The sequence below is a fragment of the Corynebacterium sp. HMSC074H12 genome (assembly GCF_001813755.1).
Taxonomy (GTDB): Bacteria; Actinomycetota; Actinomycetes; order Mycobacteriales; family Mycobacteriaceae; genus Corynebacterium; species Corynebacterium hiratae.
Window position 1 is genome coordinate 24,863 of sequence record NZ_KV813904.1, and the last position, 23,494, is coordinate 48,356.

At 63.6% G+C, this 23,494-nt stretch carries 19 protein-coding genes; 12 read left to right on the plus strand and 7 right to left on the minus strand.

The window, feature by feature from the left end; genetic code table 11:
• Window positions 1–20: 20 nt before the first annotated feature.
• Genes HMPREF2932_RS06665 through HMPREF2932_RS06675 form a run of 3 tightly spaced genes read left to right on the plus strand, consistent with a single transcriptional unit; the run spans window position 21 to window position 2,991 of the window.
• Window positions 21–803 carry a phosphoadenylyl-sulfate reductase gene (locus HMPREF2932_RS06665; protein WP_071409858.1) on the plus strand — a complete coding sequence of 261 codons (783 nt, stop codon included), beginning with the start codon at window positions 21–23 and terminating at the stop codon, window positions 801–803.
• Window positions 803–1,699 (plus strand): sulfate adenylyltransferase subunit CysD, encoded by an 897-nt coding sequence (cysD, locus tag HMPREF2932_RS06670; protein ID WP_071409859.1) that lies wholly within the window; start codon window positions 803–805, stop codon window positions 1,697–1,699. Before HMPREF2932_RS06665 ends, cysD begins: the two co-directional genes overlap by 1 nt.
• Window positions 1,699–2,991 (plus strand): sulfate adenylyltransferase subunit 1, encoded by a 1,293-nt coding sequence (locus HMPREF2932_RS06675; protein WP_071409860.1) that lies wholly within the window; start codon window positions 1,699–1,701, stop codon window positions 2,989–2,991. Before cysD ends, HMPREF2932_RS06675 begins: the two co-directional genes overlap by 1 nt.
• Window positions 2,992–3,009: 18 nt before the next feature.
• Here the strand turns inward: HMPREF2932_RS06675 and HMPREF2932_RS06680 are convergent, their stop codons facing one another.
• Window positions 3,010–3,642: an LppP/LprE family lipoprotein gene (locus HMPREF2932_RS06680; RefSeq protein WP_071409861.1), complete on the minus strand. Its 633-nt coding sequence runs from the start codon at window positions 3,640–3,642 to the stop codon at window positions 3,010–3,012.
• Between the two features lie 59 nt (window positions 3,643–3,701).
• Complete coding sequence (locus HMPREF2932_RS06685) at window positions 3,702–4,193, minus strand: LppP/LprE family lipoprotein (RefSeq protein ID WP_071409862.1); 492 nt, start codon at window positions 4,191–4,193, stop codon at window positions 3,702–3,704.
• A gap of 111 nt (window positions 4,194–4,304) precedes the next feature.
• Here HMPREF2932_RS06685 and HMPREF2932_RS06690 point away from each other — a divergent pair, with 111 nt between their 5' ends.
• On the plus strand, window positions 4,305–4,883 hold the full coding sequence (locus HMPREF2932_RS06690; RefSeq protein ID WP_070517693.1) for a nucleosidase: 579 nt from the start codon (window positions 4,305–4,307) through the stop codon (window positions 4,881–4,883).
• Between the two features lie 119 nt (window positions 4,884–5,002).
• Here HMPREF2932_RS06690 and HMPREF2932_RS06695 read toward each other — a convergent pair whose 3' ends face one another.
• Window positions 5,003–6,268: an AI-2E family transporter gene (locus HMPREF2932_RS06695; RefSeq protein ID WP_239663600.1), complete on the minus strand. Its 1,266-nt coding sequence runs from the start codon at window positions 6,266–6,268 to the stop codon at window positions 5,003–5,005.
• A 35-nt stretch (window positions 6,269–6,303) separates the two neighbouring features.
• Complete coding sequence (locus HMPREF2932_RS06700) at window positions 6,304–9,750, minus strand: bifunctional proline dehydrogenase/L-glutamate gamma-semialdehyde dehydrogenase (RefSeq protein WP_071409863.1); 3,447 nt, start codon at window positions 9,748–9,750, stop codon at window positions 6,304–6,306.
• A gap of 513 nt (window positions 9,751–10,263) precedes the next feature.
• Between HMPREF2932_RS06700 and dnaK the strand changes: the two genes are divergently transcribed.
• From dnaK to HMPREF2932_RS06725, 5 genes are all read left to right on the plus strand, one after another.
• Window positions 10,264–12,108, plus strand: coding sequence for a molecular chaperone DnaK (gene dnaK / locus HMPREF2932_RS06705; RefSeq protein WP_071409864.1), 1,845 nt, complete (start codon window positions 10,264–10,266; stop codon window positions 12,106–12,108).
• A gap of 3 nt (window positions 12,109–12,111) precedes the next feature.
• A complete protein-coding gene (grpE, locus tag HMPREF2932_RS06710; RefSeq protein WP_071409865.1) occupies window positions 12,112–12,828 on the plus strand; it encodes a nucleotide exchange factor GrpE in 717 nt (238 codons plus the stop codon).
• A 133-nt stretch (window positions 12,829–12,961) separates the two neighbouring features.
• The gene (dnaJ, locus tag HMPREF2932_RS06715) at window positions 12,962–14,164 is read left to right on the plus strand and encodes a molecular chaperone DnaJ (protein WP_071409866.1); all 1,203 of its coding nucleotides are present in this window, start codon (window positions 12,962–12,964) and stop codon (window positions 14,162–14,164) included.
• 13 nt (window positions 14,165–14,177) lie between these two features.
• Window positions 14,178–14,600 carry a heat shock protein transcriptional repressor HspR gene (locus HMPREF2932_RS06720; protein ID WP_046647143.1) on the plus strand — a complete coding sequence of 141 codons (423 nt, stop codon included), beginning with the start codon at window positions 14,178–14,180 and terminating at the stop codon, window positions 14,598–14,600.
• Between the two features lie 342 nt (window positions 14,601–14,942).
• Window positions 14,943–16,463 carry an acetaldehyde dehydrogenase ExaC gene (locus tag HMPREF2932_RS06725; protein ID WP_071409882.1) on the plus strand — a complete coding sequence of 507 codons (1,521 nt, stop codon included), beginning with the start codon at window positions 14,943–14,945 and terminating at the stop codon, window positions 16,461–16,463.
• Here HMPREF2932_RS06725 and HMPREF2932_RS06730 read toward each other — a convergent pair.
• Both HMPREF2932_RS06730 and HMPREF2932_RS06735 read right to left on the minus strand, forming a co-directional pair.
• The gene (locus HMPREF2932_RS06730) at window positions 16,460–17,611 is read right to left on the minus strand and encodes an alpha/beta hydrolase (protein WP_071409867.1); all 1,152 of its coding nucleotides are present in this window, start codon (window positions 17,609–17,611) and stop codon (window positions 16,460–16,462) included. The genes HMPREF2932_RS06725 and HMPREF2932_RS06730 overlap by 4 nt on opposite strands.
• On the minus strand, window positions 17,608–17,868 hold the full coding sequence (locus tag HMPREF2932_RS06735) for a hypothetical protein (RefSeq protein ID WP_070682363.1): 261 nt from the start codon (window positions 17,866–17,868) through the stop codon (window positions 17,608–17,610). The genes HMPREF2932_RS06730 and HMPREF2932_RS06735 overlap by 4 nt, the downstream gene beginning before the upstream one ends.
• 102 nt (window positions 17,869–17,970) lie before the next feature.
• Between HMPREF2932_RS06735 and HMPREF2932_RS06740 the strand changes: the two genes are divergently transcribed.
• Window positions 17,971–18,780, plus strand: a complete 810-nt coding sequence (locus HMPREF2932_RS06740) for a carbon-nitrogen hydrolase family protein (protein ID WP_071409868.1) — start codon at window positions 17,971–17,973, stop codon at window positions 18,778–18,780.
• Window positions 18,781–18,850: 70 nt separating this feature from the next.
• On the opposite strand, the gene HMPREF2932_RS06745 is transcribed toward HMPREF2932_RS06740, so the two are convergent.
• The gene (locus HMPREF2932_RS06745; RefSeq protein ID WP_071407167.1) at window positions 18,851–20,050 is read right to left on the minus strand and encodes an FAD-binding oxidoreductase; all 1,200 of its coding nucleotides are present in this window, start codon (window positions 20,048–20,050) and stop codon (window positions 18,851–18,853) included.
• Between the two features lie 168 nt (window positions 20,051–20,218).
• Between HMPREF2932_RS06745 and HMPREF2932_RS06750 the strand changes: the two genes are divergently transcribed.
• A complete protein-coding gene (locus HMPREF2932_RS06750; protein ID WP_049155031.1) occupies window positions 20,219–21,589 on the plus strand; it encodes a sodium/glutamate symporter in 1,371 nt (456 codons plus the stop codon).
• 209 nt (window positions 21,590–21,798) lie between these two features.
• Window positions 21,799–23,196: a TetR/AcrR family transcriptional regulator gene (locus tag HMPREF2932_RS06755; protein ID WP_071409869.1), complete on the plus strand. Its 1,398-nt coding sequence runs from the start codon at window positions 21,799–21,801 to the stop codon at window positions 23,194–23,196.
• Window positions 23,197–23,494 lie beyond the last annotated feature (298 nt).

Below are 23,494 nucleotides of genomic sequence, written 5' to 3' on the forward strand. Positions count from 1 at the left end.
TCCCTTTAATGTGAGGAGTCATGACCGAACCGATCAACCTGCTGGACCGCGGCGACTACCGCGACCCCAGCATTAGCCCCGAAGGCACCCGCGACACCGCGCCGCTGGAACCTGCCGTGGCCCAGCGCAACCAGGAACTTGTCGAGGAGTGGGCCGATAAGCTCCACGACGCCTCCGCCGAAACAATTACCGCCTGGGCCGCCGAGCACGCGCCGGGCCGGCTTGCCGTCACGATGTCCATGGAAAACACCGTGCTGGCCGAGCTCGCACACCAAGCGCACCTCGACGCCGACCTGCTCTTTATCGATACCGGCTGGCACTTTCCGGAGACGTTGGAGGTAGCGGGGGACGTCGCCAAGCGCTATGCGGATCTACCGCTGGTGACCGTGCGCCCGCTGCTGAGCCCCGAGGAGCAGGACAAGATTTATGGCCCGCGCCTGTATGCGCGCGACGTTGCGGCGTATAACCGCATGCGCAAGGTGGAGCCGCTCAACATGGCCATGGACCCGTACGTCGGGTGGGTTACCGGACTGCGCCGTGCTGATTCCGAGCACCGCGCCACCGCCCCGGCGCTGAGCCTGGACCGCACGGGCCGGCTGAAGATTTCCCCGATTATTACCTGGGACCTCGACGACACCGACGCCTACATCAAGGAACACGATCTCATCATCCACCCCCTCACCCTGCAGGGCTACCGCTCCATCGGCTGCGCGCCGCTGACCTTCCCGGTAGGCGAGGGCGAGGATGCGCGCTCCGGGCGCGTTTTCGCTGACGGCAAGACAGAATGCGGGTTGCACGAATAATGACTCTTTCACCACACCTTAAAGACTTAGAGAACGAATCCCTCCACATCCTGCGCGAAGTCGCCGGGCAATTCGACAAGGTAGGCCTGCTCTTTTCCGGAGGCAAGGACTCCGTCGTCGTTTTCGAGCTCGCCCGCCGCGCCTTTGCGCCGGCCACCGTGCCTTTCGAACTCATCCACGTGGATACCGGCCACAACTTCCCGGAGGTCATCGACTTCCGCGATCAGCTCGTCGCCGAGACCGGCGCGCGCCTGCACGTCGCTCACGTCCAGGATTGGATCGACCGCGGCGACCTCCAGGAGCGCCCCGATGGCACCCGCAACCCGCTGCAGTCCGTGCCGCTGGTGGAGACCATCGCCGAGCGCGGCTACGACGCCGTCCTGGGTGGCGCGCGCCGCGACGAGGAACGCGCCCGCGCCAAGGAGCGCATCTTCTCCATCCGCGATTCCTTCGGCGGCTGGGACCCGCGCCGCCAGCGCCCGGAGCTGTGGGACCTCTACAACGGCGGCAAGATGGCCGGCGAAAACGTCCGCGTATTCCCCATCTCCAACTGGACGGAGTCCGATATTTGGGAGTACATCGGCGTGCGCAACCTGCAGCTTCCCTCCATCTACTACTCGCACCAGCGCGAGGTATTTAACCGCAACGGCATGTGGCTGACCCCAGGCGAGTGGGGCGGCCCGCGCGAGGATGAGCCGCTGGAGACCCGCACCGTGCGCTACCGCACCGTGGGCGATATGTCCTGCACCGGCGCCGTGGAATCCACCGCCGCCTCGCCCGACGAGGTGCTCGCGGAAATCTCCATTTCCACCCTGTCCGAGCGCGGTGCCACCCGCGCCGATGACAAACTGTCCGAGTCCGCCATGGAGGACCGCAAGAAGGAAGGCTACTTCTGATGACGACTACCCTCGCACCGAATGTCGGCGCGCTCAAACAGCGCGATACCCTGCGCCTGTGCACCGCCGGTTCCGTCGATGACGGCAAGTCCACCTTCGTGGGCCGCCTGCTCTATGACACCAAGTCCGTGCTGGCGGACCAGGTGGAGTCCATGGAGCGTTCCTCTGCCGACCGCGGCTTCGACGGCATGGACCTCTCGCTGCTTGTCGACGGCCTCCGTGCCGAACGCGAGCAGGGCATCACCATCGACGTGGCCTACCGCTACTTTGCCACCGATAAGCGCACCTTCATCCTGGCCGATACGCCCGGTCATGTGCAGTACACGCGCAACACGGTGACCGGCATGTCGACGTCCCAGGTGGTGGTGCTGCTTGTCGACGCCCGCAATGGCGTCGTCGAGCAAACCCGCCGCCACCTCAACGTGGCCGCGCTCTTGGGCGTGCGCCACGTGATTCTGGGCGTGAACAAAATCGACCTGGTGGACTATGACGAGGCCACCTTCCGCGCGATTGAGGTGGAGTTCAACGAGGTCGCCGCGCGCCTGGGCATGACGGATTCGGTGGTCATCCCGATCTCTGCGCTCAAGGGCGATAACGTGGTGGAACGCTCCACCACCATGGACTGGTATGAGGGTCCGACGGTCCTGGACACGCTGGAGACCGTCCCCGTGGCGACCGGCCGCGCCGATGACCTGGACTTGCGTTTCCCCATTCAGTACGTCATCCGCGAGCACGCCTCCGACTACCGCGGCTATGCCGGGCGCGTGAAGGCCGGGCACGTGGCGGTGGGGGATGAGGTGACCCTGCCGGGCGGGCGGACGTCGACGGTTACCGCGATTGATACCACCGATGGCCCGCTTGGCTCCGATGAGGCGGCGCGCGCCGGCGACTCCGTGGTCCTGCGGCTGGCCGACGAAATCGACTTGGCCCGCGGCGACCTCATCGCCGGGACGCAACGCCCGGAGGAGGTGCGCGAGTTCGCCGCCACCGCGGTGGTCCTCACGGACAAGGAGCTGCGCGCGGGCCAGATGGTGAAGCTGCGCTATGGCACAGCATTGGTCAAGGCGCGCGTGGCATCGGTGGACCGCATCCTCGACCTAGACGGCGTGGCGGATGTTGAGGCTCCGGAGTCCGCGGCGCTCAATGACATCGCCTACATCACCGTCCAAACACAAGCGGAGCTTCCCGTGGAGGACTACGCCGCCCGCGGCGCGGTGGGCAATTTCCTGCTTATCGATCAGTCGAGCGGCAACACGCTGGCCGCGGGGTTTGTGGGCCAGCGCCTGCGCTAACGGTTGCGAACCGCCGCGCTAGCTTGTCGGCGGGACGTCGCCAGACATGATGACCTTCTGCTGGCCGTCGTCCCAACGGAAGCCCGCATTCGTTTCGCCGGTGTGCCCCGCATTAGATTCGCCCTCGCGCGGCCAGTGGTAGGTCACGGCGATTTCGTTCCCGCTGACCTGCTCTACGGTAGGGAAGAAGCCATAGGGCTCGGCGGTGGCGGTGCCCAGGTACTCGCCCTTGTGGAAGAGCATGATGTGGTACGGCGAGGAGGACGTTCCGCGCTCGATGCTGATGGTCTGCCAGCTCAGCTCCGCGCAGGGATCGAACTGTGAGAAATCCACCAGCGTCCAGTTATTGTCATTCCACGGTGGAATCGTGCCAATGCCTGATTCATAGGCCGCGTGGGCGTCGATATCCTGGCAGGATTCGGCTTCGTCTGTAGGGGACTCGGCGGGCAACGTCGGCGAGGCACCCGCGGCCGATGAAGCGGGGCCTTCGGCGCCCTCTGCGCTTTCCGAAGTGTTGTCCGCCGCGCTGTTCTGCACGGAGTTGAACATCGGTGAGTCCGCAGAATCCTGCGCCCCGTAGTCCTGGGAACAGGCGGCCAGCGGGAAGCAGATAACGGCAGCGCCCAGGAGGGCGACGGCGGACCTAAGCATTGATGTTCCTTCCTTAAATTGTGCGCCTCATATAAGGCGCACGACTGGCTCTATCTTATCTAGCCCATCGGCGGAACATCGCCGCTCATGATGACTTTGTGCTGGGCCTCGTCCCAACGGAAGCCGGCGTGTGTCTCTCCCGTCGGCGCGGCATTGGCATCGCCCTCTTGTGGCCAGTGATAGGTTACGGAAATCTCGTTGCCATTGACCCGCTCCACGCTGGGGAAGAAGCCATAGGGCTCGGCGGTGGCGGTGCCGATGTACTCGCCGTAGTGGAAGAGCATGATGTGGTGCGGCGAGGAGGCAGTTGCGCCCTCGATGGAAATGGTCTGCCAGCTCAGCTCCGCGCATGGATCGAAGTGGGAGGAATCAACCAGAGCCCAGTTGTGGCCATTCCACTGCGGAACCTGGGCGATGTTGTCGTTGAAAGCCGCCTGGGGGTTTCCTGCCTCGCAGACTACGGGGCTGGCCTGGGCTTCTTCAGGGGTGCTGCACGCGATAAGGGGGAAGCAGAGCAGTGCCGCTGCGGCGAATACTCGTGGGGTGAACATGGTGTTCTCCTTTCTGAGGTCTCGGTGTGGTTCCAGACCCTACAAGTGGCCGCAACGCTCAGAACAGAGTTGTGGAGAGCATTCCTCGGGCCAGAAGGTAGTCTCGCAGGCATGGAGAATCTTTCTGGTCGTACCTTGTTCGTCGCCGCCGTGGACGCTGAAGCCGCGCATGTACCGGAAGGAGCACCGCTGCTTATCACGGGTATTGGCACGGTACCCGCCGCCATCGAGCTGACGTCGGTCTTGGCCTCAGCGCAGCAGCTGCCGGAGCGCGTCATCAACATTGGTACTGCGGGCGCGCTTCGCGACGATCTTGCTGGCGTCTTCGAGATCTCCCACGTTTGCAAGCACGACTTCCACCTAGAGGTGCTCAGCGATGTTTCCCGTTACCTCCTTCCCGAGGTCATTGAGTTAGAGACCTCCGGAAAGCTGCCCACTGAGACTCTGGCGACGGGCGATTCCTTCATCTCGGATACCCCAACCCGCACGCGCCTTGCCCAGGATTCCGCGCTGTGCGATATGGAGGGCTACGCCATCGCCGCGGTGTGCCGAAAGTTCGGTGTGCCGTGCACACTGCTCAAGCAGGTATCGGATACCGCCAATGAGGAATCCTATGGCTCGTGGGCTTCGGTGCTCGACCGCGCCGCGGAGGAGCTGGCCGTCGCTTTCGGTACGGTAACCGCGGATTAGACCCCACATACGGAAAGTGCCCTAGTTGCCAAAACCATTGCTCCCGCCGCGGGGCAGAAGTTTGGCAGCTAGGGCAGTTGCACGGCCGGGGAGGCTAGAGCCATGAGCCGGTCGTGTGGCTAGCGGGCGCTGCTGGCTTCCAGGTTCTCGTAGAGCTCCATGACGGTGTCGTGGCCCTCTGACGTGGAAATCTTGATGTTCTTGGCTTCGATTTCGCCGGCGCGCAGGCTGGCCATCTCCTGGTGGTAGCGGAAGACCACGGCAATCGTGGCCGCCACCGGGACGGCCAGGAAGGCGCCGATGATGCCGGCAAGGGCGGAACCCACGGTCACGGAGAGCAGCACCATTGCTGCGTGCAGTCCCATGGCCTTGGACTGCAGCATCGGCTGGAGCACGTTGCCCTCCACCTGCTGGACAATGATGATGAGGGCAAGTGCCAAGAGAGCCTTGGTCAGGCCATCGGAAACCAGCGCGATGATGACGGCCAAAGCACCCGCAGTGACAGCGCCAATGACCGGGATGAAGCTGGCGAAGAAAGTCACCACGCCGATGACGAGAGCCAGCGGAACCTGGAGAACCCAGAGACCGAGGCCGATGAGGATGCCATCGACGGCCGCGACGGCTGCCTGTGCCTGAATGAAGCCGGACAGCGTGTTCCACACGCGAGTCAGCAGCTCAGTGGCGTGCCAGCCCGCGGAGTAGCCGGAGTAGGTGCGTAGCCACGGCAGGAACTTATCGCCGTCCTTGAGGATGAAGAAGGCGACGAAGAGCATGATGGCGAGCGCCATGGCGATGGAGCTGGCCATCGATACACCGGAAATCACCCCGGTGGCGATGTTGGAAGCTTGGCCCTTGAGGAAAGCCATGGCGTCATCAAGCACTTCCTGCACCTTCGCCGCATCAATCTCAATGGGCAGGTCCTTGGCCATATCGACGAGCTTGTTCAAGCCGCCCTCAGCTTGGCTGACCAGGGACGCACCCTGAGAGGAGACCACTGGGGCCATTGCTGCGAAGACACCGCCGATGATGGCCAAAAAGCCCAGCAGCGTGGTGATGGCGGCCAGCGCGCGGGGGAATTTGTGCGCACGCAACCAGTTGGTCACGGGGAAGAGCACCGTGCACACCAAAATGGCCAAGATGACCGGCAGCAGGCCTACCCAGATGAACTTCAGCAGGTAGCCGGCCAGGCCGACGCCTGCGACCACGATGATGAAGATCAGGCAGATCTTCGCCAGAGAAATGGCATCGCGGCCGAGGACACGGGACTTGTCGTCGGTCTCTGAGGGGTGGAGGGTGGCTTCTTCATTGATGGGCTTCGCCACCGCGTCGGAGGCCTCAGTGTGCTGGGCGTCCGAAGCGGTGGCATCACCGGTGTTTTGACTCATGCGCTCTATCTTCTCATATGAGCGCAGGAAACGAGCTATGCGCGGATGCTGCTTACCTGGCGGATGATGCCGAAGCGGTGCATCGTCACCGAGACTGCCTGCTCCAGGAGGAAGGGTAGAAGCTCGCGGCGGCCATCGGCCAACACCGGCTGGTCCAAGACCACGGAGTTGGATTCCACCGCCGCCTCAAAGAGGCCCGGCTCCACGGAGCCAACGACGCGCACGCGGCCCGACTCTAGGCGAGCGACCTCGCGGGCAAAGGTTTCTGCCTCCACGGCGTCGACCTTAAAGCCCAGTCCACGCAGCTCCGCAGCCTTCTCCGGGGCGGCGCTGAAGCGCACCGGGGAGTCGGTGCGGGTGGCGGCGAGGGCGAGGCGGGAGACGTCGCGAAGCGCGGCGTCCGAGGCGATGCGCACCTGCAGCGGGGTCAGCACCGGGCGGTAGCGGAAGACGTTGGCCTCGCAGACCAGGCCGGAGCGGTCGTGCTTGCGGCCGAACTCCTGCTGCCAGGCCAGCTCGTCGAGCTCTGCTGCGCGCCACAGCCAGGCGGTGTCCTCCTCTGAAAGATCGAGGTCACCGAAGGCGCGCAGCTGGGCCGCCACCGGCTGCGAGATATCCACGTCGAAGGGGCGCAGCGGGCCCTCGGACCAGGTGCCGAACTGCGCGACATAGTTCGGGCCGCCGGCCTTGGCACCCGGGCCCATGACGGACTGCTTCCAGCCGCCGAAGGACTGGCGCTGCACAATCGCGCCGGTAATACCGCGGTTGACGTAGGCGTTGCCCACCTCGACGCGCTCGAGCCAGTAATCGATCTCATCGTTATCCAGCGTGTGGATGCCGCCGGTGAGGCCGTAGCCGGTGGAGTTCTGCCATTCGATGGCCTCCTCCAGAGTCTCCGCGTGCATGATGCCCAGCACCGGGCCGAAGCACTCGTTGACGTGGAACCAGGAGCCGGGACGCACGTTATCGCGAATACCCGGCGACCACAGGGTGCCTTCCTCGTTGAGCTTCTTCGGCTTCACCAGCCACTTTTCACCCGGCTCCAGCTGGGTCAGGCCGCGCAGCAGCTTCTCACCTGGGGCTTCGGCCAGGCCATTCATCGTCGTCGTGATGTCGTAGCCGGGGCCGGGGATGAGGGTCTTGACGGCGTCGACAAGCTGGGAGCGCAGGCGTTGCGACTCGCCGGCCGCGCCGACAAAGATAACCAGGGAGGAGGCCGAGCACTTCTGACCAGAGTGGCCGAAGGCAGAGAGGTAGAGGTCCTGAATGGCCAGGTCCGGGTCCGCGGACGGAGTGATGATGAGCGCGTTCTTGCCGGAGGTCTCCGCCATGATGTTGAGCTCCGGCTTCCAGGAGCGGAAGAGCTTGCCGGTATCGGAAGCGCCCGTGAGGATGACGGCGTCGACGTCGGCGTGGGAGACCAGAGCGCGGCCGGCGTCGCCCTCGTCGGTGAAGACGAGCTGGACCAGATCCGGGTCGAGGCCCTGTGCCTCGAGGCCGGCGCGGAAGGCGTCCACGACAAGCTTCGCACAGTGCACGACCTGCGGCGCAGGCTTGATGATGACGGCGGAACCCGCGGCCAGAGCGGCCGCGATGCCGCCGGTGGGGATGGCCACCGGGAAGTTCCACGGCGGGGTCACCACGGTCACGCGGTAGGGCGTGAACTCGGCGGCGTAGTTCTCCAGCAGGCGCGCGGACTGCGCGTAGTAGGTGCAGAAGTCGATGGCCTCGGAGATTTCCGGGTCGGTCTGGGTCACCGTCTTATTGGCCTCGTAGGCGGCCACGGAGATGAACTCGCCGCGGCGGTTGGCCAGCTCATCGGCCACGGCCTCGAGCGCGCGGGCGCGGTCCTCGGCAGGACGGGAGCCCCACTCGGCGCCGAGCTCGGCGGCGCGGGCCACGTGCTTGTCGACGACCCCCGTATCCGTCACCTCGTCCACCCCGTGCTCGCCCGGGTCGTTGGCCAGGGCCTTAAGCGCCCACTCGCGGTTAGCCTCCAGGGCTGGGTCGGTGTCCGGCTCGTTGGCGAAGCGCCCGGTGCGCGGTGCCTGGCGGCCGGCTGCCTGCTCGGCCTCCTCCAGGCGGTTTTGGGTGCGGCGCGGGCCGGCGAAGGTATCCCAGCGCTGCGCGACGGCCTCGCGGAAGACCTCCTCCTGGTCCTTCAGCGCCTGCTCCTCCGGGGCGAAGAGGGCGTAGAGGAAGTTCTGCGGAGCGGAGTTCTCCTCCAAGCGGCGCACCAGGTAGGAGACGGCGACGTCGAAGTCCTCCATGTGCACCACCGGGGTGTAGAGGATCTGGCGGCCCTCGAAGGCCTCGCGGACCGCGGTCTGCTGGGCCGGGGACATGCCTTGGAGCATCTCGGAATCCATCATGCGCATCACGCCGCGCTTGGTGCCCAGCTTGTAGGCAAACGCCGCGGTGTAGAGGTTGTGGGTGGCCACGCCGATGCGCACGCAATCGGCGAACTCGGGGCGCAGGATGTAGTCGAGCAGGCGGTAGTAGTTGGCGTCCACCTCATCCTTGGTGGCATAGGGCGCTGCCGGCCAGCCGTGGATCTCGCCCTGGACGTGCTCCATGGAAAGGTTCGCGCCCTTGACGATGCGAATCTTGATGCGGGAGCCGCCCTCGGCCACGCGCTGCTTGGCGAATTCGGCCAGGTGCACCAAGGCGTCGAAGGTATCCGGCAGGTAGGCCTGCAGGACGATGCCTGCCTCGAGGTTGATGAACTCCGGTTCGCTGAGCAGCTCGGTAAACAGGCGCACCGTGAGGTGGAGGTCGTGGTACTCCTCCATGTCCAGGTTGATGAAGACCTTGTCGGGGCGGCGCGCGGCGGCCTCGTACAGCGGGCGCAGGCGCTCCTTGAGACGGACCAAGGAGCCTTCGATATCCCACGGGTTGAGCTGGGCCACCATGGAGGAAGCCTTGACGGACACGTAGGTCACGCGCGGGTTCTGGATGAGCTTAAGGGTGCGCTCGGCGCGGGAGCGCGCCTCGTCGTCGCCCAGCACTGCCTCACCGAGGAGGTTGAGGTTGAGCTGCTCGCCGGACTCGGCGGCCTTGTCCAGGGTCTTGTTCAGGGCATCGCTCTCGGCATCGAGGACCAGGTGTCCCACCATCTGGCGCATACGCATACGAGCGAGCGGCATGACCAGGTTCGGCAGGATCGGTCCGAAGAAACCACCCAGGCCCACCAGCGATCCGTTGATGAGGCCGAGGAAGGAAGCATCGTAGGTGGTGGTGACGGACTTCAGCGCGTGGGCTGCCACCTTGTCATCTTCCGGCCGCATGACGCGGTCGACGAAGTCCATGGTGAAGGCCACTCCGTCCGGGTTGCGCAATAAGTCGGCGAGTTGTTCTGTGGCCGGGTCCTGCTCATCGGCGGTGGAGGCGAGCCAGGAGTGGGCTTGGGCCGCGGCGGCGTCGATCAGCGCGGCGTCGATGTCGGCGGATTCGGGCACGGGGGTATGAGCATCGTTAGTCATTGAGATTCCTTGTGTGATCAGTAGTGATGGGTAGGGCTGAAGGGCTAAGCCAGGTGGACCGGCGGCCGGTCGCCAGCGCGGCGGGTGCGCAGCACAGGGGAAATCATCGAATCTGTGTCCCTTTTCTCAATGGGTACCGAGACGTGGCGGCACAAGGCGGCGGGATGTGTCACGTCGAATGTGCGGACAGTATATGAAATCCTTATCACTCAATCCAGCGTGGGGGCGGCTATGTCACGGTTGGCTAGCCCCGTTTCCTGAGAGCTGTGAGTTGCATTACATTTGTGCTAGATGCGAGGCTGTTGAGCTGGGAAAATGGAGAAGTAAAAAACAAAGTTGAGTCAGGTGGGAACAACTTTGGTGGCGGCGCCGTTGTGTAGGTTGAGTGACCGGCGCTCAGGTTTGGATGACAATGGGTGCCGCTTCTGTTAGAGTTCAACCCTGAACGCGGCGGAAGTTGAGTCGCGCACTATCAACTTAAGAACAAACCCCAACAAGCAAGGAGAAAAGATTATGGGACGCGCAGTAGGAATTGACCTCGGTACCACCAACTCGGTCGTATCCGTTCTGGAAGGTGGCGAGGCCACCGTTATCGCTAACTCGGAGGGTTCCCGCACCACCCCGTCCGTCGTGGCTTTCGCTAAGAACGGTGAAATCCTCGTCGGCCAGTCCGCTAAGAACCAGGCGGTCACCAACGTTGACCGCACCATCCGCTCCGTCAAGCGCCACATCGGCACCGACTGGACCATCGACATTGATGACAAGAAGTACACCCCGCAGGAGATTTCGGCCCGCACGCTCATGAAGCTCAAGCGCGACGCCGAGGCTTACCTGGGTGAGGACGTTACCGACGCCGTTATTACCGTCCCGGCTTACTTCGAGGACTCCCAGCGCCAGGCCACCAAGGAGGCCGGCCAGATCGCAGGCCTCAACGTCCTGCGCATCGTTAACGAGCCGACCGCCGCTGCACTGGCCTACGGCCTGGAGAAGGGCGAGCAGGAGCAGACCATCCTGGTCTTCGACCTCGGTGGCGGTACCTTCGACGTCTCCCTGCTGGAGATCGGTGACGGCGTGGTTGAGGTTATGGCTACCGCTGGTGACAACCAGCTCGGTGGTGACGACTGGGACCAGCGCATCGTCGACTGGCTCGTGGATAAGTTCAAGGCTTCCCAGGGCGTTGACCTGACCAAGGATAAGCGCGCTGTGCAGCGTCTGCGCGAGGCTGCAGAGAAGGCCAAGATTGAGCTGTCTTCCTCCCAGTCCGCCAACATTAACCTGCCGTACATCACGGTCGATGCTGAGAAGAACCCGCTCTTCTTGGACGAGACCCTGTCCCGTACCGAGTTCCAGAAGATTACTCAGGACCTGCTGGACCGCACCAAGGCTCCGTTCAACCAAGTCATCAAGGACGCTGGCCTGTCCCTCTCCGAGGTTGACCACGTGGTCCTCGTTGGTGGTTCCACCCGTATGCCGGCCGTGTCCGATCTGGTCAAGGAGATGACCGGTAAGGAGCCGAACAAGGGCGTGAACCCGGACGAGGTTGTGGCAGTCGGCGCGGCTCTGCAAGCAGGTGTGCTGCGCGGTGAGGTCAAGGACGTGCTGCTTCTCGACGTCACCCCGCTCTCCCTCGGCATCGAGACCAAGGGTGGCGTGATGACCAAGCTCATCGAGCGCAACACCACCATCCCGACCAAGAAGTCCGAGACCTTCACCACGGCTGATGACAACCAGCCTTCCGTGCAGATTCAGGTCTACCAGGGCGAGCGTGAGATGGCTTCCGCCAACAAGCTGCTCGGCTCCTTCGAGCTCGGCGGCATCGCCCCGGCACCGCGCGGTGTCCCGCAGATTGAGGTCACCTTCGACATCGACGCCAACGGCATCGTCTCCGTCTCCGCTAAGGACAAGGCTACCGGCAAGGAGAACACCATCAAGATTCAGGATGGTTCCGGCCTCTCCCAGGAGGAGATCGACCGCATGGTCAAGGACGCCGAGGCACACGCCGAGGAGGACAAGAAGCGCCGCGAGGAGCAGGAGACCCGCAACCAGGCGGAATCCACCTCCTACCAGACCCGCAAGTTCATGGATGAGAACTCCGACAAGCTGCCGGAGGATCTGAAGAACCGCGTGACCGAGGCTGCCGATGCCGTCGACGAGGCCCTCAAGGGTGATGACATTGAGGCGATTAAGTCGGCCGTCGAGAAGCTCGGCACCGAGTCCCAGGAGCTGGGCAAGGCCCTGTACGAGGCGCAGGCTGCTGAGGCAGGCGCCGAGGGCGCTGCTGCTGGCGAGACCGCTGGTGACCCGAACGTCGTCGACGCCGAGGTTGTCGACGAGGACGACGAGAACAAGGAGAAGTAAACCATGACCTCCCCTCAGGACCCGGGCAACCCGGCCAATACCGACCCTGAGGCAACCTCCGCTGAGGCTGCGGAGGCTGCCGCCGCCGAGGCTGCTTCTGCCGACGGCGTCGTGGATGACGCCACGACGAACACTGCTGAGGCACAGGCCGACGCCGCCACCGCGGGCACCGCTGAGGCAGAGGCCGCGGTTGAGGATGCCGCCCGCGACATCACCGAAGAAGCGGCCGCTGGTGAGGACACCGTCGCAGAGAATTCCCTGGAGGCTCAGCTGGCTGAGCGCACCGAGGACCTGCAGCGCCTCAACGCGGAGTACACCAACTACCGCCGCCGCACTGAGCGCGACCGCCAGGCCGTGATCGAGACCACCAAGGCCAAGGTCCTGGCAGACTTCTTGCCTATCCTTGATGACCTGGAGCTCGCACGCCAGCACGGTGACCTCAACGAGGGCCCGCTCAAGGCCATCGCGGACAAGCTCACGGGCGTGCTGACCAACAACCAGCTGACCCCGTTCGGTGCCGAGGGCGATGCCTTCGACCCCGAGGTGCACGAGGCGGTTCAGGACCTGTCCACCGGTGACGAGCAGGTCATCGGCACGGTTCTGCGCCGCGGCTACACGGTGGGCGAGCGCGTCGTGCGCACCGCCATGGTGATTATCGCCGACCCCGCCGAGTCAGCCGATGCCGCTGACAGTCCGGATACACCGGATAACGCAGAATAGGTATCGCAGGTGGCGTCAGGGCTCAGTGTTCCTTGGCGCCACTCTTCTTTTCACTAGTTAGTTAGCATTTTTACTTAGCAAGAATCTTAAGACCCAACCGTTTATCGATTCTCCTGAAAGGAGGAGATGCCCAGTGAACGCTAAGCCAGAATGGGCAGACAAGGATTATTACGCGGACCTGGGGGTCTCCTCATCCGCTACTGCTGAAGAAATTAAGCACGCGTACCGCAAGCTGGCCCGCCAGAACCACCCCGACGCCAACCCGGATAACCCCGCGGCGGCGGAGAAATTCAAGCAGGTGGCCGAAGCCTATGATGTGCTGTCTGATAAAGCTACCCGCAAGGACTATGACGAGTTCAAGGCCATGATGCGCGGCGGCTTTGGACGGAGAGGAGGCGCCGGGTTTCCCGGCGGGTTTCGATCCACGCACATGGGTGGACCGGGTGCGCAAGAATTCGACCTCTCGGACATCTTCGGAGGATCCGCTCGAGGAGCGTCTCAAGGCGGCGGTCTTGGGGATATCTTCGGTGGCGTTTTCAACCGCGGCGGTGGTGCTGGCCACACAGCTCGGCCGTCGCGGGGGGCCGACGTCGAAACGCACATAACCCTCGACTTCCGCGAGGCGGCTAAGGGGACCACCATCCCGCTGCAGCTGAGCGGCGAAGCCCCCTGCACCACGTGTCACGGTTCCGGGTCCAAGACCGGCAAGCTGTCGACGTGCTCGACGTGTGATGGCACCGGGTTCACCTCGGAACAGCGCGGCTCCTTCGGTTTCTCGGCGCCGTGTACCGACTGTGGGGGCACTGGCCAGCGCGCGGAGGATCCGTGCGCGGATTGCTCTGGCACCGGAACGGTACACCGCACCCGCTCGATTACGGTGCGTATCCCTGCCGGGGTTATCGATGGCCAAAAGGTGCGCCTGGCTGGCCAGGGCGAAGCGGGGCCGAACGGCACCCCGTCCGGTGATCTCTTCGTGGCGGTTACGGTGAAGCCCGACAAGGTCTTCACTCGGGAAGGCGATGACCTACACGTCACCGTCCCCGTCTCCTTTGCCGAACTGGCCCTGGGGGACACCATTACGGTGCCGACCCTCGATTCGCCTGTGCGCGTCAAGGTACCGGCGGGAACGCCCGACGGACGCACGCTGCGCGTCAAGGGCCGCGGCGTGGCCAAGCGTGGCGGCAAGGCCGGCGACCTCATGGTGACCGTGCAGGTCACCGTGCCTTCCACATTGGATGCTGCGGCCTCCTCGGCGCTGCGCAGCTACGCACAGGCGGAGAAGGACTCCGGCTTCGATCCGCGTGCTGGATGGGCCGGCAATACGGTGACTCGCTAGAAGGAGGTGTGAGATGAGCAAGGACGACACAAATCGAACCGATGCGGCTCAGCCCAAGGCGATGTACGTCATCTCTGTTGCCGCGGAACTATCCGGCATGCACGCTCAAACCCTGCGCACGTATGACCGGATGGGGCTGGTCTCCCCAGCCCGCACCTCCGGGGGTGGGCGCCGCTATTCCGAGAGCGACATCGAGCTCTTGCGCAAGATTCAGGCACTCTCGCAAGATGATGGCGTGAATCTGGCCGGCATCAAATCCATCATCGAGCTGACTGCGGAGCGGGACCGCCTCGCGGCCGAGCGTGATGAACTGCAGGCGGAGGTCGACCGCCTGCGCAGCCAGGCGCGACCTTCGCGCGGCGAGCTGGTTCACGTTCCTCGTTCTACCTCCGTGGTGATGTGGACGCCGCGGCGCAACCGCCGCCGCGACAGCTAGGTACGTCCCCCTCTTTCGCGGAGGGGGTTCTTTTCGTTTTAGCCCAGCCGGCCTTGCTCGGTCTGGGCCTCCGTACTCTTTGCACAACAAGTGCCCGTGTTGCCAAAGATCCAAGGTCCAGAGCAATTGTGGGCATGATCTTTGGCAACTCGGGCACTTTTTCTGGCGGCAACCGTCCAGAAGAAAAAGCTTTCCCTGTAGAAAACGTGAGTTTGTTGAAAAATAGCGCTACACTCGCACCCAACGTTGTGTGGCCTGTCACATTCCTTGGAGAATGTGTCCGTGAACCACTGGTGAAGGCGCAACGGAAACCCTTAAGACAACAAGAAAGGTGCGATGACCATGACTTTGTACGCTAACCCCGGAACCGCAGACGCCATCGTCAACTACCGCGAGCGCTACGACAACTACATCGGCGGCGAGTGGGTACCGCCGCTCGACGGCGAATACATGGACAACATCACCCCGGTTACCGGTGAGGTCTTCTGCCAGGTTGCCCGCGGCAAGGAGGCGGATATCAACCTGGCCATTGACGCTGCGGAGAAGGCTTTCGAGACCTTCGGTAAGACCACCCCGGCAGAGCGCGCGCTTCTGCTGCACCGCATCGCTGACCGCATCGAGGAGAACTTGGAAAAGATCGCCGTCGCGGAGACCTGGGAGAACGGCAAGGCCGTGCGCGAGACCCTCGCCGCCGACATCCCGCTGGCGGTCGACCACTTCCGCTACTTCGCCGGCGCCATCCGCGCGCAGGAGGGCCGCCTGTCGCAGATTGACCAGGACACTGTGGCTTACCACTTCCACGAGCCGCTGGGCGTTGTGGGCCAGATTATCCCGTGGAACTTCCCGCTGCTCATGGCAGCGTGGAAGATCGCGCCGGCGCTGGCTGCGGGCAACACCATCGTGATGAAGCCCGCCGAGCAGACCCCGGCCTCCATCCTGCTGCTCATTGAGATCATTGAGGACCTTCTGCCGAAGGGCGTGCTCAACATCGTCAACGGTGTAGGTGAGGAAGCAGGCGTGGCGTTGTCCACCTCGGACCGCATCGCCAAGATTGCCTTCACCGGCTCCACCCCGGTGGGCAAAATCATTAACAAGGCCGCTGCAGACAAGGTCATTCCCGTCACGCTGGAGCTCGGCGGCAAGTCCCCGTCCATCTTCTTCGCGGACATCATGGACAAGGACGATGCCTACCTGGAGAAGTGCGTCGAAGGCTTCGTCATGTTTGCGCTCAACCAGGGCGAGGTCTGCACCTGCCCGTCCCGTGCATTGATCCATGAAGACATCGCGGACAAATTCCTGGAATTGGCGGTAGAGCGCGTAAAGAAGATCAAGATTGGCCACCCGCTCGATACCGAAACCATGATGGGCGCGCAGGCTTCCCAGGAGCAGATGGACAAGATCGCCGAATACCTTGAGGTGGGCCCGAAGGAGGGTGCGGAAACGCTCGTTGGTGGTCACGTGAACAAGGTGGAAGGCTTAGAGAACGGCTACTACATCGAGCCGACCGTCTTCCGCGGCACCAATGACATGCGCATTTTCCGCGAGGAAATCTTTGGACCGGTGCTCTCCGTGGCCACGTTCAAGGACTTCGAGGAAGCCATTCAGATTGCCAACGACACCAACTTTGGCCTCGGCGCCGGTGTGTGGTCGCGCCACCAGAACACTTGCTACCGCGCCGGCCGCGAAATCCAGGCCGGCCGCGTGTGGGTCAACCACTACCACGTGTACCCCGCTCACAGTGCGTTCGGTGGTTACAAGGAGTCCGGCATCGGCCGCGAGAACCACCTCATGATGCTCGCCCACTACCAGGAGACCAAGAACATGCTGGTGTCCTACTCTGAGGAGCAGGCTGGCCTGTTCTAATACCTATCGGCTATGACCCCCAGACCCCGCAGAAATGCGGGGTCTTTCCAATAGGAGCCATGATCGCCCGGCAGCCCACTCGCACCCGGCACCGCGCTGGCGCCGAAGGCAGGGGAGGAAGGATCCGGGCCGTGAATGCCGCCGCGCGGTCCGGTGGTGGCGGCGATCGGATCCTCGGCGTTGCGTGCGCTCCAGACCCGGCCATGCAAGTGCGCGGCGTTAGCCACGGAGGCACCCGGGCTGCCGACGAGTACGACGTCATCCGCAACATAGTCGTGCTGCGCAGCCTTGCCCGCCACCACGGAACCATAGGAGTAGCCGATTAACATGTGCTGGGCACCAGGGAAGCGTTGCCGCAGGGCGCGCTGGAAGCGAATGAGTTCGGCAGCGCCGCGGCGCGCCGGCTCCTCGTGTGCCGCGCGGGACAGCGAGGAGGGGGCAGCATAGCCAATCCACGCCACAGCAGGCCCGTGCGTGGCGTGGGCGATGGCGCGGGCGCGCTCCACTGCGGTGGGCCAGCTACCAGGCTCGGAGGAGCCGACCCCGCCCACAAACGTGCTGACTTGGGCCGCGTGCGTGCCGATACTCTCTGGGTCGACGAGCACCACCAGTCGCCCGGGGCTGGCCTCCAGCACGGTGAGGTCCGGATTAGCTGCAACCAGGGAGCGGACCTCCTCGCTGGCCATGGTCAGCTGGACCTCATGCAATTCCGCCAGGGATAGCTCGCTGAAATCCTCCAGGCGGGTCGGCGGCTCACCCAGCTCCGGGGTGCACAAGGCACTCAGCTGGCGGGCGCAGGCCCAGTCGAGGGCATCGGCCAGCGTGTCGAGGTGCCCCAGCACCGCGCTGGCGGGCTCCGCAAGAGCGGGAACCGCAGCGAGCCGAAGGGCTCGAACGCGCAGATGCTCGACCCGCTCCATCAACGGCGCATAAAGGCTCACGATGTGCGCCGCCACGCGCATCTGCTGCGCCGGACCCAGCAGGGCATCGGTGGCGCTGTGGAGGGTACCGCGCGCTGCGTCCGCGGCCGCCCCAGAAATCGCTAGCGCTACCCAATGATGGTGCGACGCATCGATATATCGGGCAAGCTCAGCGGAATGATCCTCCAACCGGTAAGCCTCCGCGCGCAATGCCGCTGCTGCGCTCATTGGGTATCTCCCAAGAAAGTTGAAAGCTCCGCATCGACACCCTGGGCTGCACCCACGAAGCGGTCAAGCTCCTCCAACTGGGCTCGCCGCGCACCCTCGCTGAGCCTTCGTGACTCCTCCCACCGCGCGCCGAGGATCTCCAAGGCACGTGCGGTCCGGGGAGGCTTCCGCACCGAGGGCAACGCGGTGGGGGAGGAATGGTCGAGGAGGGAGCGGATCTGCTGGCGGGCACCGCGGTCAATAGCGAGATGGTTCATGGCATCGAGACTGCGTCAGCAGCCCACCCGCCGTAAAGGAGGGTAGTGCCGAATCCGCGAAATCTGTGGATAACTAGTCCAGGCTCGTCTACCGTGGGCCGCATGAAGGTAGCAGCAGTTCAATTGACCAGCACCGGGGACGTTGAAAAGAACCTCGCCGTAGCACTCGACAAGATCCGGGAAGCTGCGGATAGCGGCGCGCAGCTCATCGTCCTGCCGGAAGCTACCACCCAAAGCTTCGACTCCGGGCGCCTCGATACGAACGCGGAGGGGCTCGATGGACCCACCGCCACCGCGGTGCGCGCCCTAGCGGAAGAACTCGGCGTGTACGTGGTCCTGGGAATGTTCGCCCCGGCGGACACCGTCGAGCGCGGTGAGAAAACCATCAACCGAGTGGCCAACGTCGCGCTGATCGCGGGGCCCGGAGTCCTCAGCGGCTACGAGAAAATCCACACCTACGATGCCTTCAAGTACAAGGAATCCGATACCGTTCGGCCGGGTGAATCACTCGTTACCTTCGAGGCAGGTGACCTCACCGTGGGCGTGGCCACCTGTTATGACATCCGCTTTCCCGAGCAGTTCAAGGAACTCGCCCGCCGGGGCGCCCAGCTCATCGTCGTGCCCACCAGCTGGGCGGATGGACCGGGCAAGCTGGAACAGTGGCGCCTGCTCAGCGCAGCGCGGGCGCTCGATTCCACGACCTACATCCTGGCGGCTGGCCAGGCTCGCCCCGGCGGCGAGGCCAAGGCGGGCCAGGCCTCTGGGCCGACTGGTATCGGGCACTCTGTTCTCGTGGCACCGGACGGCACGCGTCTTGCTGAAGCCGGCTATGAGCAAGAAACCCTCTACGGTGAGGTAGACCCAGACACCGTGGCAAAGGTCCGCCAGTCCCTCCCCGTCTTGGACGCTTAATCTCTGTTTGCACGCCTAGGCTCCGATTGCACGCCTAAGCTCCGATTGCACGCCTAGGCGCTTAGTGCGCCTAGGCCCATTGGGATTTCTTCCACGCCGCCCAGGCCTCCCAGTCATCGCCCCAGCCGTCGAGCTCCGCAGCGGAGGCCGCCCACTCGTGGCCACGCTGCCAGCTATCCGTGGTTATTGCCTCCTCTTTAACGCCGCCCGAAAGCAGGGCCGCTTGGGCTAGTTCAACGCGGTCGGCGGGACCAATGAGCACGAAGCGGCGGTCGGTTCCCTCAGCGAGCACCGGGTCCATCGGCTCCTTGGCCACTACGGGGGCAAACCCGTGGGCCGCTGGTTGTGCGCCGAGCAACCAGGGGTCCTGGTCATCCCGGACGATGTGGCGCAGCTTCAGCTTCGGAACCAAGGCCTGCAGGTTAGCCTGAAATTCTGTGTCATAGTGCTCACCTGGCGAAGGTGCTGCGGCATAGACCTGGAGGCCGGAGGGAAGGCCGTTCGCTAGGCCGTCGAGAAGCAGCGCCCGCGCGCCCGCCCAGCCGGTACCGAAGGAAATCAATGTCGTCGTGTCATCCAGTCGCGGCGGCTCACCGGCGGGCGCGCCCAGCGTCCACCAATCACCCGGCTGCGCCTTGGCCAGCATGGAGGAGGCCTCACCGGCCAGCGCGAGGTGGAATGTCAGCTGTCCTGAGTCCTCCGGGGGTGCCGCCGGGGTCAGCGGACGCCAGGTGCCGGGCGTGAGCTGAGACGTCACCGGGACGTGCTGCCCTGCGCGGTAATCCAGCGCCACGCCCGATTCCAACCGGACCACTGCGGTGCGCCGGTTCGGCTTGTCAACAGCCACCACCTGGGCGCTGTGGGCAGGGGGAACACCATCCGAGTCCGCCTCCTGCGCCGCGGCGCGCATGATGGAGCACACCTGGGAAATGGTGCGCGTGGCGACGTCGTACTGATACGGGGTGAGCCCCAGAACCTCCAGACCGTGAACGAGCGATGCCTCGAATTTCGGATAGACCTCAGGGGGGAAACCGTGGCGGCGATGATCACGGCCCATGCGTGCCAGGCGCTGAGCGACGTCCCCCTGTACCTCATCGCCCTCCACATTCTCCAGCACCCACGCCAGCGCCGGGGCCATGGAGGGGTGCGTGTCCTTCATCGACAGGGCAAAGACTTGGCGGGACTCGGCCACGGTGGCGAAAAAGTGCCTGTGTACTGCATCGCGATAGTCTTCCGCGTGGTTGCGTAGGTGCTCACCCAGTTCCCTCATGCCCGCCCATCCTAGCCCCTGGGGGTAGAGCTACATCACCCTAGGGTTATATGCCAGGGGTGGAAAAGCGGGAAGGGAGTTGTAGTGTAATCAACGGATCATTTCCCGAAAGAGGGTGAGTCTCGTCTCAAGGACGCCGCCATGGGCGGCATGGAAGGAAGTTTTCGCATGGAAGAATTCTCTGCGTTCACAATCATGACAGACGTGGGCTGGATTTCTTTGCTCATGGTTATCGGCAACGTTTTGCGCCACCAGATTAAATTCGTATTCCAGGATTTGCTGCTGCCTGCACCCATCACCGCCGGCCTGCTCGGCCTGCTCTTCGGCCCCAACGTCCTGGGCTGGATCGGTTTCTCCGACAATCTTGGTGATTACACCTCGCTGCTCATCGCCGTAGTCTTCGCCTCCATGGCCTACTCTATGGAGATGGGCGGCAACATGGGCAAGGGTGCCCGCAATATGTGGGGCTACTCCACCATGATGTTCACCGGCCAGTGGGGCCTGTTCATTGTTTTGGGTCTTCTCCTGTTCAAGCCGGCCTTCGACACCCCGGACTGGTTCGGCATGATGCTGCCCGTCGGCTTCACGGGTGGCTTCGGTACCGCGGCGGCTGTTGGCAGTGCCCTGGAAGGCGTGGGTGCAGATGCCGCAGCCTCCCTAGGCTTTACCTCCGCGACCGTGGGTACGCTGGCCGCCATCATTGGCGGTATCGTCGCCGGTAACTGGGGTATTCGTAAGGGCAAGGTCTCCCACGTTCCGAAGGAGCTTCCGGAGGAACTGCGCCGCGGCTACATCTCGCGCCTGGAGGATCGCCCCTCGCTGGGCCGCGCTACGACGAACCCCTCCGCCATCGAGCCCATCACCCTCCACGTGGGATTCATCGCCCTGACCGTGATGACCGCCTATGGCATTAACAAAGGGATCGCCTCCGTGTGGGAGAACGTCTCCATCCCGCTGTTCGCTATGTCCATGGTCGTGGGCCTGCTCTTCCGTGCAGTGATGAACATGGTGGGCGCCAAGGATTACCTGGATAAGGACACGGTGAGCTCGGTGTCCGGTGCGGCAACCGACTACCTCATTGCCTTCGGCGTGGCCGCCATTGTGCCGGCCGCTGTGGCCGCCTACTGGCAGGCTCTTCTCCTGCTCTTCGTCTTGGGCACCATTTACTGTGCATTCTTCCTCATGTGGTTCCCCGCCGAGTTCTTCGGCGAGCGCTGGATTGAGCGCGGCATTTTTGGCTGGGGCTGGGCGACGGCGACCGTGGCCACCGGTATTGCGATTCTCAAGATCGTGGACCCGAAGCTCAAGTCCGGCACACTGTCGGAGTATGGCATGGCCTACATTGGCTTCGGCCCCTTCGAGATCTCCTGGACCATCATCGCGCCGCTGTCGGTGATGTACGGCTTTACCGCCGGCTTCGGCTGGATCTCCCTGGGTATCGCGGTGGTTATTTACCTCGTCTTCAAGTTCAGCGGCATGATGCCGCCGCGCGGCACCATCTTCAAGGAAGGCATCGGGCACGTCGGTTCATCGAAGTAGACGCTGACCTGCTAGCACGTGAAAACCCTCAGCCTTATGGCTTGAGGGTTTTCTCGTTTTAAGCAAGTCCTGAGTAGTAGTGCGAAATGAATCTCAGCTTGCATTGCTCTTGTGAGAAGAAAAAGGCTAAAATTCAGGAAGCTGTCAGCGTGGCGCTCTCGCAGCCTCTCTTTTTCTTTCCCTCAGTGTGCGCAGGCTTAGGAATCCATATGCATTTTCTTTATGAAGACTCACCTCGTGAGGTCATCCTCGAGTCTGCTCTTCACATTGGCGCCGCGCAGGGTGATGAGGCAATTACCGTGGAGTCGGTGGCGAGGCTCGCGGAGGTTACTCCCGCCGAGGTTCGCGCGGAATTCTCGGATCGTGAGCAGATCGTTGCCGCCATCCCGGACTATGCCTCCGAGCGCAAGGTCAAGTTTTTGGAGGAGACGCTCGACGCCGCTCCTGGCTACGCTGATCTGTTCACCAAGCTGACCACCTTCACGGAGGCCTATTACGAGTACGCCGAGCGTGAACCGGAGCTTTTTCGCTACCTGTTTGAGCAGAAGGGCTGCGTCTTTGAGGATGAGTGGCAGTCCCTCTTGCAGGGAAACAGATCGGGCAACCGCGCGCTGGATCTGATCTATGACAACATCGCGCTCATCGCGGACGATGCACAGCTTGAGGTCGGGCCGGACGTGTGCCCCCAGACCTTGGCAAAGTTGAGCGTTGCCAGCTGGGCCACCGTCCACGGCATGGCCCACTTGAGCGTCCTTGGCGTGCTGCGGCACCAGCATTCGGTGGTGCGGCGCTTCAACCTGCGCGAGGTGTGCAAGGCGCTCATCGGAACGCTGTTCATGACGGCTGAAACGTTGGAGCTTCCCGATCTGCGCCACCCGATGCAGGAGTACCGCGCACTGCTGAGTGGCTTCACGCCGGACCGGGACCTTTCCCTGGACATTACCGCCATCGAGGATCTGACAGAGCTTCCCGCGGAGCAGGCCCGCGCGGCCGTCGTGGAGCGCGCCATCCAGCTGGCGGCGTGGGTTGGCATGCAGTCGGTGACCATCGAGAACGTCGCCGAATACTTCGGTGTTTCTGATGTTTTCGTCGCCTCTCTGGCGGACAATGACTTCGTTCTACGTGAAACCGTCGAGCAGGAGACCGACCGTGAACTCGTGGACGGCATCCTCTACCTCTTGGAGCGGCTGCCGGAAGGGGCTTCGGCCGTCGATAAGCTCCTGTGCGTAGCGGTGGCCTATTTTCATTACGCGGTGGAGCATCCAGAGCGCTACAGCGCCTGCATCGGTGCAGCGTCTGGCTCCGTGGTCCCGCTGAGTGAGGACGGCGAGGAACAGACGCAGATGAGCGAGTCCTTCGCGCTGCTGATGCGTTTTGCCCGTGAGGCCCTGCGGGAGGCCGGGCACGAGCCGGAGGACCGCCTGGTCTACATTAAGAACTTCATCCTGTGGGCCGGTGCTGACGGTATGTGTCACCTGGCCTCGGTGGGTGAATTCCGCAACATCGACCTCGACGAGAGGTGGTCGCTCTACTACTCCGTGGCAGCTGTCGTCTTAGCATCGTTTAAGTACGGCCTTCCCCAGGAAGCGGCAGTAGCTAACCCCTAGCCCTGCCCACTGGCACCGCGGGCAATCCCTTGCAATCCGCGCCGCGCAGAAAGCCTCGCGGCGCAACGTCTGCGTGTCGTCATCGACATGCCTTGTGCAGGGACCCTCCATGACTTCCCTTATTGCCAATGTAGTGCGGACCAATCCCACCCCACCGCCGAACCCCACCAAGCAGCAGCGCCAAGAACAGCGCCAAGAGTGGCGTTGCTTACCCGCCCCTGGCCTCAGTCGGGCAAAAAGACGCGCACCGTAGACTTGAGCGGACCATGCTCAACCCGGCGGGGGTGAAAGATCTAAA

Excerpts from the sequence above, each read along its gene's own strand:
- HMPREF2932_RS06720 (WP_046647143.1), top strand. The coding sequence starts at position 14,178 with ATGAGCAAGGACGACACAAATCGAACCGATGCGGCTCAGCCCAAGGCG.
- HMPREF2932_RS06700 (WP_071409863.1), bottom strand. The coding sequence starts at position 9,750 with ATGACTAACGATGCTCATACCCCCGTGCCCGAATCCGCCGACATCGAC.
- HMPREF2932_RS06735 (WP_070682363.1), bottom strand. The coding sequence starts at position 17,868 with ATGAACCATCTCGCTATTGACCGCGGTGCCCGCCAGCAGATCCGCTCC.
- HMPREF2932_RS06690 (WP_070517693.1), top strand. The coding sequence starts at position 4,305 with ATGGAGAATCTTTCTGGTCGTACCTTGTTCGTCGCCGCCGTGGACGCT.
- cysD (WP_071409859.1), top strand. The coding sequence starts at position 803 with ATGACTCTTTCACCACACCTTAAAGACTTAGAGAACGAATCCCTCCAC.
- dnaK (WP_071409864.1), top strand. The coding sequence starts at position 10,264 with ATGGGACGCGCAGTAGGAATTGACCTCGGTACCACCAACTCGGTCGTA.
- HMPREF2932_RS06675 (WP_071409860.1), top strand. The coding sequence starts at position 1,699 with ATGACGACTACCCTCGCACCGAATGTCGGCGCGCTCAAACAGCGCGAT.
- HMPREF2932_RS06755 (WP_071409869.1), top strand. The coding sequence starts at position 21,799 with ATGCATTTTCTTTATGAAGACTCACCTCGTGAGGTCATCCTCGAGTCT.
- HMPREF2932_RS06750 (WP_049155031.1), top strand. The coding sequence starts at position 20,219 with ATGGAAGAATTCTCTGCGTTCACAATCATGACAGACGTGGGCTGGATT.
- HMPREF2932_RS06745 (WP_071407167.1), bottom strand. The coding sequence starts at position 20,050 with ATGAGGGAACTGGGTGAGCACCTACGCAACCACGCGGAAGACTATCGC.
- HMPREF2932_RS06680 (WP_071409861.1), bottom strand. The coding sequence starts at position 3,642 with ATGCTTAGGTCCGCCGTCGCCCTCCTGGGCGCTGCCGTTATCTGCTTC.
- HMPREF2932_RS06685 (WP_071409862.1), bottom strand. The coding sequence starts at position 4,193 with ATGTTCACCCCACGAGTATTCGCCGCAGCGGCACTGCTCTGCTTCCCC.
- HMPREF2932_RS06740 (WP_071409868.1), top strand. The coding sequence starts at position 17,971 with ATGAAGGTAGCAGCAGTTCAATTGACCAGCACCGGGGACGTTGAAAAG.
- grpE (WP_071409865.1), top strand. The coding sequence starts at position 12,112 with ATGACCTCCCCTCAGGACCCGGGCAACCCGGCCAATACCGACCCTGAG.
- HMPREF2932_RS06730 (WP_071409867.1), bottom strand. The coding sequence starts at position 17,611 with ATGAGCGCAGCAGCGGCATTGCGCGCGGAGGCTTACCGGTTGGAGGAT.
- HMPREF2932_RS06695 (WP_239663600.1), bottom strand. The coding sequence starts at position 6,268 with ATGAGTCAAAACACCGGTGATGCCACCGCTTCGGACGCCCAGCACACT.
- HMPREF2932_RS06665 (WP_071409858.1), top strand. The coding sequence starts at position 21 with ATGACCGAACCGATCAACCTGCTGGACCGCGGCGACTACCGCGACCCC.
- HMPREF2932_RS06725 (WP_071409882.1), top strand. The coding sequence starts at position 14,943 with ATGACTTTGTACGCTAACCCCGGAACCGCAGACGCCATCGTCAACTAC.